This is a genomic window from Streptomyces thioluteus, assembly GCF_039535865.1.
Window position 1 is genome coordinate 15295 of the sequence record NZ_BAAAXZ010000040.1, and the last position, 15094, is coordinate 30388.

Below are 15094 nucleotides of genomic sequence, written 5' to 3' on the forward strand. Positions count from 1 at the left end.
CCTCGCCGGTCTCTCCCATGAGGGTGACCCACTTCTCGGGCTCGGTGCTCTTGAGCGCGTCGAGGTGGATGAAGCCGGCGGACACGGCGACGACCGCTCCGACGCCCGCGAGCAGCGAGCCCTGGCGCAGGGTCGGCCGGAAGAAGGCGGTGTCGCGGCCGCGGCGCAGGTGATGGGCGCTGACCGCGGCCAGGATCAGGCCGGCCAGGAGGGCCACGGCGCCGATGATGTGGAACACGGCGTACCAGGTGGCCCCGTTGGTGAGGATGGCCCCCCAGTCGGTGACGTAGGCGACGCCGTCGCGCTTCGCGTAGCCGACCGGCTTCTGCATGAAGCCGTTGACCACCATGATCCAGAAGGTGGAGGCGTACGCGGTGAGCGTGACTCCCCAGATCAGTGCGAGATGGACCCGGGGCCGCACCCGCTTGAAGCCGAACGCCCACAGTCCCAGGAACGTCGACTCCAGGAAGAAGGCGACGATGGTCTCGATGGCGAGCGGAGCGCCGACGACGTTGCCCAGGACATGGGAGAGGCCGGACCAGTTGAGCCCGAACTGGAACTCCTGGGTGAGGCCGCTGACGATGCCGAGTGCGTAGTTGATGACGTAGAGACCGCCCCAGAAACGCACCCGGCGCATGCGTTCCGCGTGCAGGCCGGGATCGGCGGTGCGCGCGGCCCGGGTCTGCATGAGGGCGACGACCGTGACCAGCCCGAGGGTGACGGCGACGAACAGGAAGTGCAGTGTTGCGGTGACGGCGAACTGCAGCCGGGCTAGGTCGACGACGTTCACGTGGCGCTCTCCAGGGGGCGGGGCACGGGCAGTTCGGAGGCCATCGGCGGGGATCCGGCCACTTCAGCCACAGCCGCCGAGTTCTGCAACTGGCTTAACTCCATGCCCTCATCGTAGCGAGCGATCGCCGGAAGATCGCCCCGCCCCCGGAGTTCGTCGGCAAGAGCGGTGGGAATTCCTTGTCAAGTCCGGCCGGCCCTTGTCCGAACGGCGTTCCCTTCGCCCTCTTCGCCCGTTCAATCCCCAAGAACGGTTATGGAACTACGACTTCGGAACTACGTCGCGCGGCGGATCACGGTGGATCACGGCGGATCACGGTGGATGGCCCGGATATTCGCGGCGCGGGGCCGAAAGGACCGAAAGGGCCGAACACCCGGCTCGCCGCCCGATGCCAGCGGTTCCCCGGAAGGGCGGGGCGGAGGGCCGTGAAGGCTCCGCAGTACTTGGTGAAGACGGCGGGCCGCAGCCCCCACGCGTGCAGGATCCGGTCGGCCGCGCCGAGGTGACGGGCCGTCTTCGTCTCGACCAGCACGAGACCGGGGTCACAGCGCACGGTGCGGCCGGTGCCCAGGTCGGCACAGGACAGCCCCGCGTCGCACGTGACACGTTCGCCGTCGCCGACCAGCGTCGCGCGCAGGTAGTCGGTGCTGAGGGAGGGGCCCAGCCCTTCGGGCACCTCGATGCCGTAGGCATGCCGCAGGGTCCCGGCGAGGTATGCCCGGTGCCCGGCGTCCAGCGGGCTGTCCGCACCGGCCATCGGGCGGCGGTGCTTGACGGTGCTGCCGCGGCCCCCCCTTCAGCTTGATCTCGAACTGCCGCTCACCGGAATCCTCGTACACCCGCTCACGGACCTTGAAGCGGAGCCTGCGGCCCTGCCGGTGGTCGTGGAAGGAGCGCAGGCCGGGGGTGTCGTAGTAGACGGAGTGGTAGCGGAAGGCCCGCCGCCCGCCGATGGCCAGTGCCCGGAAGGGGCCGTCGGGCCGCCGGGGCCCGGTGAGGCACTCCGCGATCCGCAGGAAGGCGTCCACGGGCACGAGATAGCTGCGGTCGAAGCGGACGAGCAGCCCGGCGCGTTCGTCGACCTCGGCGAGGGAGACGGGCGCGGCGGCACCCGCGGCCTCGGTGACGGCCTCCACGGCCGGCGCGCTCACACCGGCTCCGCGACCGGTGCGGCGCGGCGGACCGGCCCGGGGTCGACGGCCGGACGGGGACCCGCGCCGGGCCGGGGCTCGCGGTAGCGCACGTCCACGACCATCAGGTCGCGCACGAAGTCCATCTCCCTGACCGTCCAGTCGAGCGGCTCGCCGAGCCGCACGGCCAGGTCGGCGCGGAGCGCGCCGGGGCAGCCGTGGACGGTGTCGAGGGTGACGACGGTGCGCCGGACACGTGCCAGGAGCCGGGGGTGGTCGGCGGCCCAGACGACGAGCAGCAGGACGGCGCTCAGGCCGGCCGCGTCGGGGAGCGCCAGCCGCGGCAACCCGCAGACGAGGCCGAGGACCAGCGTGGTGAAGTAGTAGGCGACCTCCTCGTGCTGCACCGCGTCGGACCGGAGCCGGACGAGGGACAGCACCCCGAAGAGACCGAACCCGAGCGCCGCACCGCCGCCGCCCCGGACCTCGGCGAGGGCGGCGACGACGGTGAACAGCCCGGCGTTCAGGGCCAGGTAGGCCGGCACGAGGTCGCGGCGGCGGTGGCGCGGATGGTAGACGGCGAAGGTCAGCAGGCAGACGGCGGCGAGGTCGAGTGCCCCGTGGGCGGCGATGTGCCGCAGCGCATCCATGACGTGGACTCCCCCTGTGAGTCGGCCCCCGTGGGTCGGGGCGTCGAAGTGAACACAGAGAGTAACCAGATTCCGGCCGAACGTGTCGGCCCTGTGGAGAAACCGTTCACCGGCCCGCATCACCACGCGGCCCACTACGTCATGAGCACATCATTCGACCAGTTTGTTGCATCGACCAGCTAAATTGGCCCGCTGATCCGACGCCCAGGATCAGGGCAAATCGAGACGACATCGGGCCGTTGTGCCTTCACCGGCACTTCATCGGCGTCCCTTGCGGAAGCCCGCGCCCTGGGGCAGTATTCAGCAGGAGTGCTTGCGCCACACATTCAGTTGCTCGAAAGACACACGGGGGAGATAACTGTGTCTGAGTCCGTCAATCCTCAGGGGTTCGCCGACAGGGCAGAACTTCGTCATGTCCACCACGCCGGCGTCGAGCAGCACACGGCCGTGGGCTGCCACAAAAGCCACTTTCTGTTCATGAATTCGCTCCAGCGGTCGCGTGTGCTCGATATTCCGGTCCGGATTTCGGTCCCGGAAATCGAGCACGAGAAAATACCCGCCTGACCATCGCGACATCACCGCTGGATCGGAGTACGTCTTGAAAGACGTAAAACGGGAGATTCGTATCCGCGGGGCATTGCAGCAACCCGAATGGAACGACCCCCCTTCAGGTAAGCCGGGTGGGCGAGGCACTCGCCGCACGCCCCACCCTCGTCCGGGCCGACGACCTGGCCACGTTACGTACCCTCCTGGGCAAGGTAGCGCTCGGTGAGGCCCTGGTGCTGCAGTCCGGGGACTGCGCCGAGGACCCGCAGGAGTGCACGCGTCACCACGTCGCGCGCAAGGCCGCACTGCTCGACCTGCTCGCCGGGGCGCTCGGCCTGGCCACCGGCAAGCCCGTCCTGCGGGCAGGCCGCATCGCGGGGCAGTTCGCCAAGCCCCGCTCCCGGCCCACCGAGGTCGTCGACGGCGCCGAACTCCCCGTCTTCCGGGGCCACATGGTCAACGGCCCGGAGCCCGACGGCGAGAGCCGCCGGCCCGACCCCCTGCGCATCCTCACCGGCTACATGGCCGCCTGCGACATCGTCGAACACCTGGGCTGGCGCGACCGCGCCGCGGGACGCGACGTCGTGGAGCCCCCCGGTGTGGACCAGCCACGAGGCACTCCTGCTCGACTACGAGATGCCCATGCTGCGCGTCGACGAGAAGGGGCGGCTGTTCCTGGGCTCGACCCACTGGCCGTGGATCGGCGAACGCACCCGCCAGTTGGAGGGCGCCCACGTCGCCCTGCTCGCCGAGGTGAGCAACCCGGTGGCGTGCAAGGTCGGCCCCACCATGGAGCCCGGCGACCTGCTCGCCCTGTGCGAGCGGCTCGACCCGTGGCGCGACCCCGGCCGGCTCACCCTCATCGCACGGATGGGAGCCGACGCCGTCACCGACCGGCTGCCGCGGCTCGTCGAGGCCGTGCGCGGCGCGGGCCACCCCGTGATCTGGCTGAGCGACCCCGTGCATGGCAACACCGTCACGGCGCCCGGCGGCCACAAGACGCGGATCGTGGAGACCGTCTCGCTCGAAGTCTCGCGCTTCGTCGAGGCCGTGCGCACCGCGGGCGGTGTCGCCGGCGGCCTGCACCTGGAAACCACGCCGGACGACGTCACCGAGTGCGCCTCCACCGAGGATCGGCTCGGCTCCGTCGGGGAGCGCTACACGTCGCACTGCGACCCCCGTCTCAACCCGTCGCAGGCGCTGGCCGTGGTCTCGTCCTGGACCGCCCGATCCTCGTGACGCGACGACTGCTCTCTGTTCCACTGCGCACGAAGCACAGGCGCATCAAGCCAGGAACTGGAACCATGAACGGCACATCCACCATGCACCCGTATCCGCCCCTCGCCGAGGCTCATCTGACGGAGCGTCGGCGACGATACGGGTTCGAGGGCCACGGCCCGCTCGCGCCGGCCCGCACCCTCGCCCTGGCCTGATCCGTCCGGACCACCGGATCCGCCCACCAGGACGGCCGGTCCGACGCGTCCGTCCCGCGCCGGACCGGCCCGTCCCTCCCACTCGGCTGCGTCGACGCCGGGTTCCCGGCGAACGGGACGGTCCGGTCGCGTGCGCGCCCGCACGCACCCCGGCAGCCCGGCCCCCCATGCCTCACCAACCCCCAGGAGACACCATGACGTCGTCGTTGATGCCCCAACCCGCCGCCGCAACACCGGTGTTCAACGACCACCACGACCTGCGGGCCCGCAACCGCCGGGCCGTCGAGCAGTACATGGAGACCGGCGCGGAGGCCCGGCTGCGCCGGTACACGCTCTACACCGAGGACGGCACCGCGTCCCTCTTCTACACCGACATCGGCCGGCCCATCGTCGTCCAGGGCCGGGAGAAGCTCCAGCGGCACGGGGAGCTGTCCCTCGAAGTGCTGCCCGACTGGCAGTGGTTCGACGTGCACGTCTACGAGACGCAGGACCCGTCCGTCATCTGGGTCGAGTGCGACGGCGAGGGAACGATCCGGTTCCCCGGCTACCCCGAGGGCGTCTACCGCAACCACTTCATCCACGGCTTCACCCTGAGCGACGGACGCATCGTCTCCAGCCGCGAATACACCAATCCGATCGAGCACATGCGCGCCCTCAGCATCGAGACCCCGCACATCCAGCGGGACTGGATCCCTTCCTGACCCGCGCCACCCGACCGTCGTGACCGAGGAGTCCGCATGCCCCAACCGCAGCTGAACGAACCGCGCACCGTCACGTCGGCGACGGCCTTCATCGGCGACGCCCCGGCCCTGCCGGACGAGCCGGCCTTCGTCCGCGGCCCGCGGGAATTCGCCGAGGCCTTTCCGGCGGGCGGGACGGGTGAGAAGGCAGGTGAGAAGGCGGGTGGGAAGACGCCGTCCTTCGTCCGTGACGCCGTGCTCGGCCACTTCCGCAACGGCGGCGGCGGGGTCTGGATCCTCGGGACGGCGGGCCGTGGCGGGGATCGCGTGGCCGCCTACCGGTCCGCTCTCGCCGAGTTGGAGCGCGTTCCGGGGATCACCCTCGTGGTAGCACCGGATCTGTGGCGGGCGGAGGACGAGGCGGACGAGATCGCGGAATCGATCGCCGAGCACTGCGGCCGCATGGGCGACCGGTTCGCCCTGCTGCACACCCGGCGGGGCCTCGCCCCCGCCGACATGAAGAGCAGACCGTTTGCACTGAAGGAACCCGCCGCCCGGTTCGTCGCCGTCCACTATCCGTGGATCACCGTGACCGAGGCCGACGGGACCGAACGTCTGGTGCCGGCTTCGGGGCACGTGTCCGGGCTGTACAGCCGCCTCGACGCCGAACAGGGCGTGCACCGGGCGCCCGTGGGCCCGCTGTTGGGCGTGGTGAAACACGAGAGGGACCTGTCCGACGACGAGCACGCGTCGCTCGGCGGTCTGGGGGTGAACTGTCTGCGGTCGTTCCCCGGGCAGGGCATCCGGGTGACCGGCGCGCGCACGCTCTCCACCGATCCCGACGGGCAACACCTCGGCGTGCGCCGCCCGGTGGGCCGCGCCCTCGCACCGCTCCCCGAGGAGATCCGATGACCTTTGACCCGTGCCCCGGAAACCACACGGAGGACGTCCGCGCCGCCGCCGGGTCCGTTCTCTGCGCCGCGTGCATCAGGCAACTGGACCGTCACCTGTGCGCGCTTCCCGGGCTCCACCGGGAAAGCCTGCACGACGTCCTGGCGATACCCCGACAACGGAACCCGACGAAAGTATCCGGCAGCCGCAGGCGGGACCACCTGAACATGGCCGCGCTGGACACCCGGAACGACGTCGTCGCCGTCCTGGAGTCCTGGTCCGCATGTGTCGCGGACGGACTCGGAACCGCTGCCCCGGCCCGCTCCGTTCCGCATCTGACGAGCTTTCTCCTGCGCCACCTCGAGTGGCTCGTGGCCCAGCCCCCGGCCGGCGAGTTCGCCCGCGAAATCGAGGGAATCCACGGCCGGTTACTGCGCGCCGTCGACCCCGATCACGGTGACCGCCGTGCGCCCGCCGTCGAATGCGTCGTGGACGACTGCACGGGCACCATCAACGCCTCGCCGCAGAAGACCGGGAGCGGGAGCGGGAACGCAGGAAAGAGCAGCATCAGCTGTTCGTCAGGACATTCATGGGAGATACGAGAATGGCTCACCCTACGGCACCTCATGGTCCGGCAGCGCACGGACGCCGCGTGAACAAACCGCCGCGCCACAGGCTCGTGCCGACGAATGTGGCCGCGCTCGCCGCGGGCGTGTCCGAGGCGACCATCCGGAAGTGGGTGAGCCGGGGGAAGATAACCCGCTACGGCACGCCGGGCCGCTCGGAGTTCGACATCGAGGAACTCACCGAGATCGCCCTGCAGCGCCGGCCCTGACCCGGCACGGCCACGGCCGGCCCCTGCGTGGGCATCCCGCACGGGATGCCCACGCAGCCATGTGCCGGGAGGCGTCGCTAACGGCGGCGCTCGTACAGGCGCTTGTGACCGTTGAGCCCGGCCAGCCGGAAGGGCCCGCCGGTCTGCGACGGGGTGGCGTACTCGCCGCCGTCGGCCGGGAAGGACCGCTGGTGCAGCTCGCGGTACCCGGCGTAGTCGACCGGCTTCCGCCGGTCGATCGCCTCGCGGTTCGCCTCGGTCCGCAGGTGCTCCCGGTACCCCGGCACCACGGTCCCCGCGAAGAACTCGGCGACGCTGCCGGAGCCGTAGCTGAGGAAGCCGATGGCCTGCCCGGTCATGTCGTCCGCCTGGTCGAGCAGCGCGGCGAGGGCGAGGTACACCGACGCGGTGTAGCTGTTGCCGACGACGGCGTTGTAGGCGGTGGTCCGCCCGAGGTCACGCGCGACCCTCGCCTCGTCGACCTCGTGCCCGCAGTAGTTCAGCAGGTGGCGGTGCGCCTTGTACGCCATCTTCGTGAACGGCTGGTGGTAGCAGAAGGCGCTGAACTCGTCGAGCGCGCGCCCGCCCTGCTCCGCGTAGTCCTTCCAGGTGCCCTGCGCCGCCTGCAGGTACGCGGTGATGGACTCCTGACCGTCGACCAGCGCGGCGTCCCGGTAGTTCGGCCGCCAGAAGTCCATGACGTCGGCGGTGAACAGGCCCGACGGCTCCTCGATGCGCACCAGCGCGGGGTCCGCGCCGACGAGCATGGCCACCGCCGCCGCGCCCTGCGTCGCCTCGCCCGGGCTGTCCAGCTCGTACTTGGAGACGTCGCTCGCGATCACGAGGACGCGGTGCTCGGGGTTCCGGTGCACGAGGCCGATGGCGAACTGCAGGGCCGCCGTCGCCCCGTAGCAGGCCTGCTTCAGCTCGACGACCCGGGTGGCCGACGGCAGCCCGAGCAGCGAATGGACGTACACGCCCGCCGCCTTGGCCTGGTCGATCGAGGACTCCGTCGCGAAGACGACCGTCCGGATCCCCTCGGCGCCGTGCCGGGCGATGATGGGCGCGGCGGCGGCCGCACCCATGGTGACGATGTCCTCGTCGGCGGCGGGCACGCTCATCGACTGCTGGCCGATGCCTATGTGGTACTTGCCGATCTCGGTGCCGTTGTGGTCCGCGAGTGCCGTGTGCGGCAGGACGAACTCGGTGGTCGCGAACGACAGATCATGAATGCCGATGGCGGTATCGCTGGCCATGCCTATACACCGACCTTTTCCGTCTTGGCGGCCCGCTCCAACTGGACGTGGGCCCGCATGAGTTCACCCGGGTTCGTCTGGGCCGCGAGCAGCGAGAGCTCGCCGCACAGCACCGTCGCCGCCGCGATGACGGCGAGCCGGCGCGCGTTCTCCCCGGCGGGACGGTCCTCCCGGCAGCCGAGCCGGGCCAGGTTGGTCTCCACGAACCCGAGCCCCTTGCCGTTCCCCACCGTGCCCACGATCAGGTTCGGCAGCGTGCAGGCGAAGTAGAGGTCGCCGTCCCGGTCCTCGGCCATGACGACGCCCTGCGAGCCCTCGACGATGTTGGCCGCGTCCTGGCCCGTCGCCAGGTAGAAGCCGAGCAGCATGTTCGCGAAGTGGGCGTTCGCCGAGCGGATGCCGCCGGCGAGCAGCGTGCCGAGCATGTTCTTGCGGATGTTCAGCTGGACGATCTTGGCAGCCGTCGTGTGCAGGACGCGCTCGACGATCTCGCGCGGCACGAGCAGCTCGGTGACCACGTTCTTGCCACGGCCGAGGATGCCGTTGATCGCGGTGGCCTTCTTGTCCGTGCAGTAGTTCCCGGAGATCGATCCGTAGGAGATCCCCGGAACGGTCTCCAGCAGGTGCTTCAGGAGCACGTCGGACGCGAGCGTCGCCATGTTGTGCCCGGAGGCGTCGCCGGTGCGGAACTCGAACCGGATGAAGAGCAGGTTGGCGTTGATCTCGTGCCGGATGCCGATCAGTTCGGCGAACCTGCTGCAGGTGCGCACCACGTCCCGGAGCTCGTCGATCCGCGCCTCGATCGTCCGCGCGGCCGTGTACGCGGTCTGCGCGTCCACCGCCTCGACGAGCACCGAACGGGTCATCCGCTCGTCGACGAGCGTGGCGACGATGCCCTTCTCGGCCAGCATGGAGACCTTCGCCCCGCGGCCCACGGAGGGCCACAGCGGCGACTCGTAGGTGGCGAGGGGGACATGGGTCTCGGTGGTGGCGACGTTCCCGGAAATACGAAGCGGGCCCACCCACTTCATCGGGACGCCTGCTATCGCGTGTTCCTCGGTCATCGTGTGGTTCCCGTCAGTTCGTCGGTGGCGGCGGCGCGGGCGGAGCGCTGGGCGAAGTGCCGCGTCTCGATGCCCCGGTCGGCGCAGAAGGAGCGGAGGCCGCCGCTGATCAGCAGGTCGCAGCGCGTCAGGTCGGCGGGGGTGCGCGCACCGAGCATCGTCATCATCGCCGCGAGCTGGTCGAGCCACGTGGTGAGCTGGGCGACCAGCGCCTCCACGCCCTCGTCCTGCACCGTGCGGAGGAAGCTCCCGGACGCGCCGACGCCGGACGCGCCGAGCGCCAGGGCCCGGGCGACGTCGAGCGGGTTGCGGACGCCGCCGGAGGCGAGCACGGGGAGGCCGACGTCCTGCGCGTCCAGCAGGCAGGCGGCGGTGGACAGCCCCCAGCCCTCCAGGTACGCGTAGTCGCCGAGCCTGCGCCGGCCGTTCTCGATGCGGGCGAAGTCGGTGCCGCCCCGGCCGCCGAGGTCCGCCACCCGCACGCCGAGGTCCTTCAGCAGCAGGACGGTCTCACGGCTCAGCCCGAAACCGACCTCCTTGACGATCACGGGGACGTCGACGGCCGCCGCGATCTTCTCGATCTGCGGGACCCAGGACGCGAAGGACCGGTCACCCTCCGGCATCACGGTTTCCTGCACCGTGTTGATGTGGATCTGCAGGGCGTTGGCCTGGAGCAGGTCGACGGCCCGCAGCGCCTTCTCGACCGAGGCCGTCGCGTTGATGTTCGCCAGGACGAACCCGTCCGGGTTCTCCTCGCGCAGCACGCTGAACGTGCCGGCGCAGGAGGGGTCCTTGAAGTACGCGCTCATGGAGCCCGACGCGATGGGCACACCGGTCTCGCGGGCGGCGATGGCCAGGTTCCGGTTGATGACACCGGTGTTGACGCTGCCGCCGGTCATCGCGTTGATGTACAGCGGCACCTGCCAGGAGATCCCGGCGAACGTCGTGGCCAGCGACACGTCCGGGCGGTCGATGCCGGCCAGGGCGTGGTGGACGAACGTCACCTCGTCGAACTGGTTGCGTCCGCTGTGGTCGTGCTGCTGCTCGACCGCGAGCCTGACGTGGTCGTCCTTGCGTTGAGCGATCAGTTCATCGGTCATTCTTGGTTCCCTTCCGGGGCGGGACGGATCGGCAGGGGCCGCACCCCCGCCATGGCCCACCGTTCCCGTACGTGTGTGATGTCCAGCAGTGCTTCGGCGTCCAGCAGGGCGATGCCGCAGTCGCCGCCCCCCGCCCCCGAGGGCTTGGCCGCGCCGCCGACGGCTTCGGCGGCCTCGCAGAGCGCCGTCAGCCCGGCCGTGAAGACGCCCAGGCCGACCTCGTCGTCCAGCCGGGCCAACTCCCGCCGCGCACGCCGGATCTGGTGCAGCAGGTCGGCGCCGTCCCCCCGTTCGAGGGCGGAGACCGTGGCGCGCACGAAGTCCGCGCTGGTCTCCATGAACCTCCGGTGGGACGCGGTGCCCCGCCAGGTCCGCCGGTTCAGACCGGCGACGAGGGCCGTGGTGGAGGCCGGCGTTCCGGTCCAGCCGACCTCCAGGGAGAGCCCGGCGGGCGGTGGCAGCCGGCGCACCTCGAAGCCCGGCCAGGGCGCGCGCAGCGCCTCCTCGACGCCGTGTCGGCGGGCCAGTTCGAGCACGGCGGCCCGGTCGGGCGCGCGGTACGCGATCCAGCCGCCCCAGGTGCTGGCGGCGAGATCACCGCCGGAGCCCTTGGGGTCGATCTCCGCCGTCGCGAGCATGGCCAGGCGGAACCGGGCGTCGGGCGACAGCTCCAGTCCGCAGAAGGCCGCCACGGCCGCGACGGTCGCCACGGTCACCGCGCCGCTCGAACCCAGCCCGAACTTCGTGCCGTCGTCGTGCAGTCCGCTGCTGACCGAGATGCCCATCGCGGGCGTGGGCAGGCCGCGTTCGGCCAGCAGCCGCCCCACGGCCTCGGTCGCCGACAGCACGTGCGCGAGGCCCTCGCGGGCGTGCTGCTCGTCGCCTCCGCCGTCCGCAGACAGCCGACCGTCGTCGCGCCAGTGCCAGCGCGCCGGTTGCGGGACGAGATCGGAGGTGACGGCGACGCCGTCCTCACCGGTCTCGGACACGGTGACGGTGATGTACCGGTCGACCGCCACCAGGACCGCCTGGTTGCCGGGCTCCACGACCGCGTACTCGCCCGCGATGAAGAGCTTGCCCGGCGCGCGCCGTACGACCGCCGGCCGACGGGTCATCGTCCGCCCTCGTCCAGCAGGCGGGCGCCCGGCCCCGGCCCGGCGATGTGCACCGCGCCCCCCGGGACCGCGCCGCGCACGACCCCGGCCACCCGCTCCGCGTCCGCGCGACGGCAGAGCACCTTGACGTTCGGCCCGGCGTCCATGGTCGCGTAGGCCGGAACTCCGTCCCGCCGCAGTTGGAGCACGCTGTCGAGCACGGTCAGCGTCGGCGCGGACAGGTAGCGGACCGCGGGGCGCGCGGCCAGCATCGTCGCGTGCATGCCGAGGGCGTTCCGTTCCGCGATCTCCCCCACCGCCTCCAGGTCGGCCCGGCGGAGGGCCTCCCGCATGTCGGCGAGGTCGTCCTTGCTGGAGACGGCCCAGGGCTCGTACAGCGGCGAGGTGTCGACGGTCCGCCGCATGGCCTCACGGCTGGACACGGCCTTGGGGCCCGCGTTGACCACGGCGATGACCAGCGCGGGGTCGAGCTCCCCCACGTCCACCGGCACCGGCTCGGCGTACGAGCCGAGGTCTCCGTCCTCGTCCGTGCCCGCGTGCCAGATCGCGAAGTCACCGAAGATCGACCGCGACGCCGACCCGGACCCGCGCCGGGCGAGGCGCGACAGCGCGGTGGCGTCCTGATCGAGCCCGTACGCGGCCGCGGCGGCCATGGCGAGGGCGGCGAAACCGCTCGCGGAGGACGCCAGCCCCGCCCCGGTGGGCACGGTGTTCTCGGTCTCCACGACGGCCCGACGGTCGCTCCCGGCCCGCTCCCGCACCAGATCCAGGAACGCGACGACACGTCGCCGCGCCTCCCCCTCCAGAGGCGCGCCGCCGAGCGACACCTCGTCGTGCTCCGCCTCGGGGACGAGCCGGACGCGGGTGGTCGTCGGGAAGATGTCCAGGGTCATCGACAGGCTGTCGGTCCGGGGAAGGAGCAGCTGCTCGTCGCGCTTGCCCCAGTACTTGATCAGCGCGATGTTCGGGTGCGCGACGGCGGTGGCGCTGCCGCCGGTCCGGTGCTCAACGCCCATCGCCGACCAGCCCCTTCAGCGGCACGACCCACGTCTGTACGGCGCCGGCCTCGTGCAGGCTCCGGGTGACGGCGTCCGCCTGCTCCGACCGGGCCAGCGCGATCATGCAACCGCCCATGCCACCACCGGTGATCTTGGCTCCGAGGCCGCCCGCCGCGAGCGCGGCCCCGACCATCGCGTCGATCCGTTCGGTGCTGAGACCGGCCGCGCGGAGCAGCTCGTGGTACTCGGTGAGCCGCCCGCCGAGCTCCTCCGGCCTGCCGTCGGCCAGGGCCTGCCGGGCGTCCTCGGTGAGCTCCGTCGCCCGCCGCACGAACTCCTCCTGCGCTCCCGGCTGCCGCCGGAAGCCCTCACGCAGCAGCTCGACCGCGTCCTTGGTCCGGCCCACGTCACCGCTGTCCGCGATGATGAACGAACCGTCGCAGCCGATCGGCAGTTCCTGGGCCTCGCCCGCCCGGAACAGCAGCGGCGCGGACGCGCCGACGGTCAGGGCGTCGACTCCGCTGGCCCGGCCGTGCACCACGTTCTCGGCCGTCTGCACCAGGTGGAACGCCATTTCCGGCGTCACTTCGCGGTCGAAGAGGTCAGCGAGGGCGAAGACGACCGCGCGCGCACACGCGGCGCTGGAACCGAGCCCCCGGCCGGCCGGGATCACGCAGTCGAGGACCACGTCGAGATGAAGACTGTCCGTCAGCCCCATGAGCGCCCTGAACTCGGCGGTCAGGCTGCGCAGTCCGTCGGAGGCCTGCGTCGCCTCCGGCCTCGACGCGGAACCGGTCATCGTGAGGGACACGTCGCCGGTGTCGTCCGGGGAGTGGGAGGACCACCCGACGCTTGCCGTGACCGACAGTTGCGGGACCGGGAGAGCGAGCGCCGGAGCCCCGTAGACGACCGCGTGCTCCCCCAGCACGATGGCCTTGGCGTGGGCACGGCCGACACCGACCGTGCGGGCCCGCCGCCCCTCCGACACCCCCTCTGCTGAGGTCTGCAGAGTCAACTCACTCAACTCCCCTTGTTCTTTGTGCATGGAGATCGCATCGTCCAGAGTTCTTGGCAGGAATGAAGCAGAACATCGGGTCCAGGATTCCTGACCGGGTGTCCGGCTCGACGGGCGGGGCAAGTCCCCCGTCCTCCGGGTGACTTGCCCGGCCGGTCATCCGGCGTCGACGACGGGCGTGAGCAGGCTCTCCACCCGGGTGTGCCACTGGTAGTACGACTGGATCTTGTGGTTCTCGCCCTTGGGCGTCGCCGCGATGCCGTAGACGTACTGCTCGCCCGCGGTGTACGGGGCGTCCTTCACGATCTTCTCGATCACCGGGTCGACCTGCACGGGAAGCCCCAGCGGATCGGTCGTCTTGACGGCGAACGTCACCCGCTCGATCTTCGACGAGTCCCAGCTCAGCGTGAGGTAGATCCCGAACGCCTGCTCACAGAACTTCAGCAGCCCCTCGCTCGGCTCCGGCATCCCGGCGTCGCGCAGGACCGACCGGATCCCCTCCGCCTCGAAGAACTCCCGCTCCGACGGGTTGAAGTAGAGGTTCACCGTACGCTTCGCGTAGTCGATGCCGATCGTGTTGACGATCTCCTCGAGCCCGTACTTCTCGAAGAACGCCATGTTGTCGGCGACGCTGCGCGGCATCGACGGCAGCTCGACGAGCTTGGCCGCCGGCTGCGGCGCGGGCGCGGGGAAGAACGTCCAGGTCTTCTTGAACCCGCCGACAACGCCGTAGTCGAAGCCGTACCCCCCGATGGGGAACGCCTGATGGATCTCCTCCAGCAGCTTGCCCACCGGATGGTCCGTCTCCTCCGCCAGCCCCTTCTCCAGCGCGATGGCGTACGGGTCGACCTCCTTGGGCAGCATCGTCCAGCGGCAGTCGACGTCCCCCGCCCCGCGCGGACCGGTCTGCGTCCGGAAGGAGATGACGGTCGGCAGCGCCATCACGTCCTGGTACGCCTCCAGCACGGGCCAGACCGTGTCGCGCTCACAGGGAACGCCCATCAGCTGAGCGGTCTTCTCGGTGACCGAGTAGAACTCCGCGATGCCGGTGGTTTCCGACATTCTTCCTCCACTTATCAAGTTGACGTCAGTTGGACGAGGACACGAGGACATGCCACGGGCCGTCCTCCCGGGGCGGGGAGAACGGCCCGTGCCAGAAGCCCGAACGAGCGGGCGGCGGATCGACGCTCCGGCCGGACGGCCGGGCAGATGCCGGAACCACCGCCCATGTCAGGGTAGTTGCGGCCGATTCGGGGACGCGGCGTCGGAGCGCAATACGGCTCGCCCCTACCGGACCACACCGCTCGCCAGGGCCGCCCTCGCCCGGACACTCACCGTCGCAGGAGCCCACGCGGACCTCAGGAAAACCGATGCCACATCGGACACTGGCCCGGCCCGGCGGACGCGCCACTCAAGCGACCGCCTGGCCGCCGGTTTCGGGCAGGATCGGCGTGCAGAAAGAGTGACACGTGCAGTGCTCACAGACCAAGGTCCGTCCGCAGTGACGTGGGACACTCCGGGCGGAATCGGGGGCGCCGGATGCCGGCACCGAGCATGCCCGGGCCCCGCTTCTCAGGGACTCTCCCCGGCC

The 15094-nt window shown here is 70.9% G+C and carries 16 protein-coding genes and 2 pseudogenes; 7 read left to right on the forward strand and 11 right to left on the reverse strand.

What is annotated here, in order from left to right:
- Positions 1-22: 22 nt before the first annotated feature.
- The 4 genes and pseudogenes from ABD794_RS05405 to ABD794_RS05420 all read right to left on the reverse strand — a co-directional run.
- Positions 23-790 (reverse strand): annotated as a pseudogene (locus ABD794_RS05405) (cytochrome ubiquinol oxidase subunit I); the annotation flags it as partial.
- A 292-nt stretch (positions 791-1082) separates the two neighbouring features.
- The gene (locus ABD794_RS05410) at positions 1083-1343 is read right to left on the reverse strand and encodes a hypothetical protein (RefSeq protein ID WP_344961145.1); all 261 of its coding nucleotides are present in this window, start codon (positions 1341-1343) and stop codon (positions 1083-1085) included.
- A complete protein-coding gene (locus tag ABD794_RS05415) occupies positions 1333-1941 on the reverse strand; it encodes a VTC domain-containing protein (RefSeq protein WP_344961146.1) in 609 nt (202 codons plus the stop codon). Before ABD794_RS05415 ends, ABD794_RS05410 begins: the two co-directional genes overlap by 11 nt.
- Positions 1938-2570, reverse strand: a complete 633-nt coding sequence (locus ABD794_RS05420; protein WP_344961147.1) for a DUF4956 domain-containing protein — start codon at positions 2568-2570, stop codon at positions 1938-1940. Before ABD794_RS05420 ends, ABD794_RS05415 begins: the two co-directional genes overlap by 4 nt.
- 360 nt (positions 2571-2930) lie before the next feature.
- On the opposite strand from ABD794_RS05420, the gene ABD794_RS05425 reads away from it, so the two are divergent.
- The 7 genes and pseudogenes from ABD794_RS05425 to ABD794_RS05455 all read left to right on the forward strand — a co-directional run bounded on the left by ABD794_RS05425 (position 2931) and on the right by ABD794_RS05455 (position 6955).
- Complete coding sequence (locus tag ABD794_RS05425; RefSeq protein ID WP_344961148.1) at positions 2931-3134, forward strand: hypothetical protein; 204 nt, start codon at positions 2931-2933, stop codon at positions 3132-3134.
- A gap of 34 nt (positions 3135-3168) precedes the next feature.
- Positions 3169-4355, forward strand: a pseudogene (locus ABD794_RS05430) (3-deoxy-7-phosphoheptulonate synthase).
- Between the two features lie 65 nt (positions 4356-4420).
- Complete coding sequence (locus tag ABD794_RS05435; protein WP_344961149.1) at positions 4421-4549, forward strand: hypothetical protein; 129 nt, start codon at positions 4421-4423, stop codon at positions 4547-4549.
- A 194-nt stretch (positions 4550-4743) separates the two neighbouring features.
- Positions 4744-5250: a PhzA/PhzB family protein gene (locus tag ABD794_RS05440; protein ID WP_344961150.1), complete on the forward strand. Its 507-nt coding sequence runs from the start codon at positions 4744-4746 to the stop codon at positions 5248-5250.
- Between the two features lie 36 nt (positions 5251-5286).
- Positions 5287-6141 carry a phage tail sheath subtilisin-like domain-containing protein gene (locus ABD794_RS05445; protein WP_344961151.1) on the forward strand — a complete coding sequence of 285 codons (855 nt, stop codon included), beginning with the start codon at positions 5287-5289 and terminating at the stop codon, positions 6139-6141.
- On the forward strand, positions 6138-6776 hold the full coding sequence (locus ABD794_RS05450; RefSeq protein WP_344961152.1) for a hypothetical protein: 639 nt from the start codon (positions 6138-6140) through the stop codon (positions 6774-6776). The genes ABD794_RS05445 and ABD794_RS05450 overlap by 4 nt, the downstream gene beginning before the upstream one ends.
- Entirely contained in the window at positions 6773-6955 is a 183-nt protein-coding gene (locus ABD794_RS05455; RefSeq protein WP_344961153.1) for a MerR family transcriptional regulator, read from the forward strand. The genes ABD794_RS05450 and ABD794_RS05455 overlap by 4 nt, the downstream gene beginning before the upstream one ends.
- Before the next feature lie 77 nt (positions 6956-7032).
- Here ABD794_RS05455 and ABD794_RS05460 read toward each other — a convergent pair whose 3' ends face one another.
- The 7 genes from ABD794_RS05460 to ABD794_RS05490 all read right to left on the reverse strand — a co-directional run bounded on the left by ABD794_RS05460 (position 7033) and on the right by ABD794_RS05490 (position 14565).
- The gene (locus tag ABD794_RS05460) at positions 7033-8211 is read right to left on the reverse strand and encodes a hydroxymethylglutaryl-CoA synthase (RefSeq protein WP_344961154.1); all 1179 of its coding nucleotides are present in this window, start codon (positions 8209-8211) and stop codon (positions 7033-7035) included.
- A gap of 2 nt (positions 8212-8213) precedes the next feature.
- Positions 8214-9275, reverse strand: coding sequence for a hydroxymethylglutaryl-CoA reductase (locus ABD794_RS05465; protein ID WP_344961155.1), 1062 nt, complete (start codon positions 9273-9275; stop codon positions 8214-8216).
- Entirely contained in the window at positions 9272-10363 is a 1092-nt protein-coding gene (fni, locus tag ABD794_RS05470) for a type 2 isopentenyl-diphosphate Delta-isomerase (RefSeq protein ID WP_344961166.1), read from the reverse strand. Before fni ends, ABD794_RS05465 begins: the two co-directional genes overlap by 4 nt.
- Before the next feature lie 8 nt (positions 10364-10371).
- Positions 10372-11490 carry a phosphomevalonate kinase gene (locus ABD794_RS05475; RefSeq protein WP_344961156.1) on the reverse strand — a complete coding sequence of 373 codons (1119 nt, stop codon included), beginning with the start codon at positions 11488-11490 and terminating at the stop codon, positions 10372-10374.
- Positions 11487-12506: a diphosphomevalonate decarboxylase gene (gene mvaD / locus ABD794_RS05480; RefSeq protein ID WP_344961157.1), complete on the reverse strand. Its 1020-nt coding sequence runs from the start codon at positions 12504-12506 to the stop codon at positions 11487-11489. Before mvaD ends, ABD794_RS05475 begins: the two co-directional genes overlap by 4 nt.
- A complete protein-coding gene (mvk, locus tag ABD794_RS05485) occupies positions 12496-13503 on the reverse strand; it encodes a mevalonate kinase (RefSeq protein WP_344961158.1) in 1008 nt (335 codons plus the stop codon). Before mvk ends, mvaD begins: the two co-directional genes overlap by 11 nt.
- A 156-nt stretch (positions 13504-13659) precedes the next feature.
- Positions 13660-14565, reverse strand: coding sequence for an aromatic prenyltransferase (locus ABD794_RS05490; protein WP_344961159.1), 906 nt, complete (start codon positions 14563-14565; stop codon positions 13660-13662).
- Positions 14566-15094 lie beyond the last annotated feature (529 nt).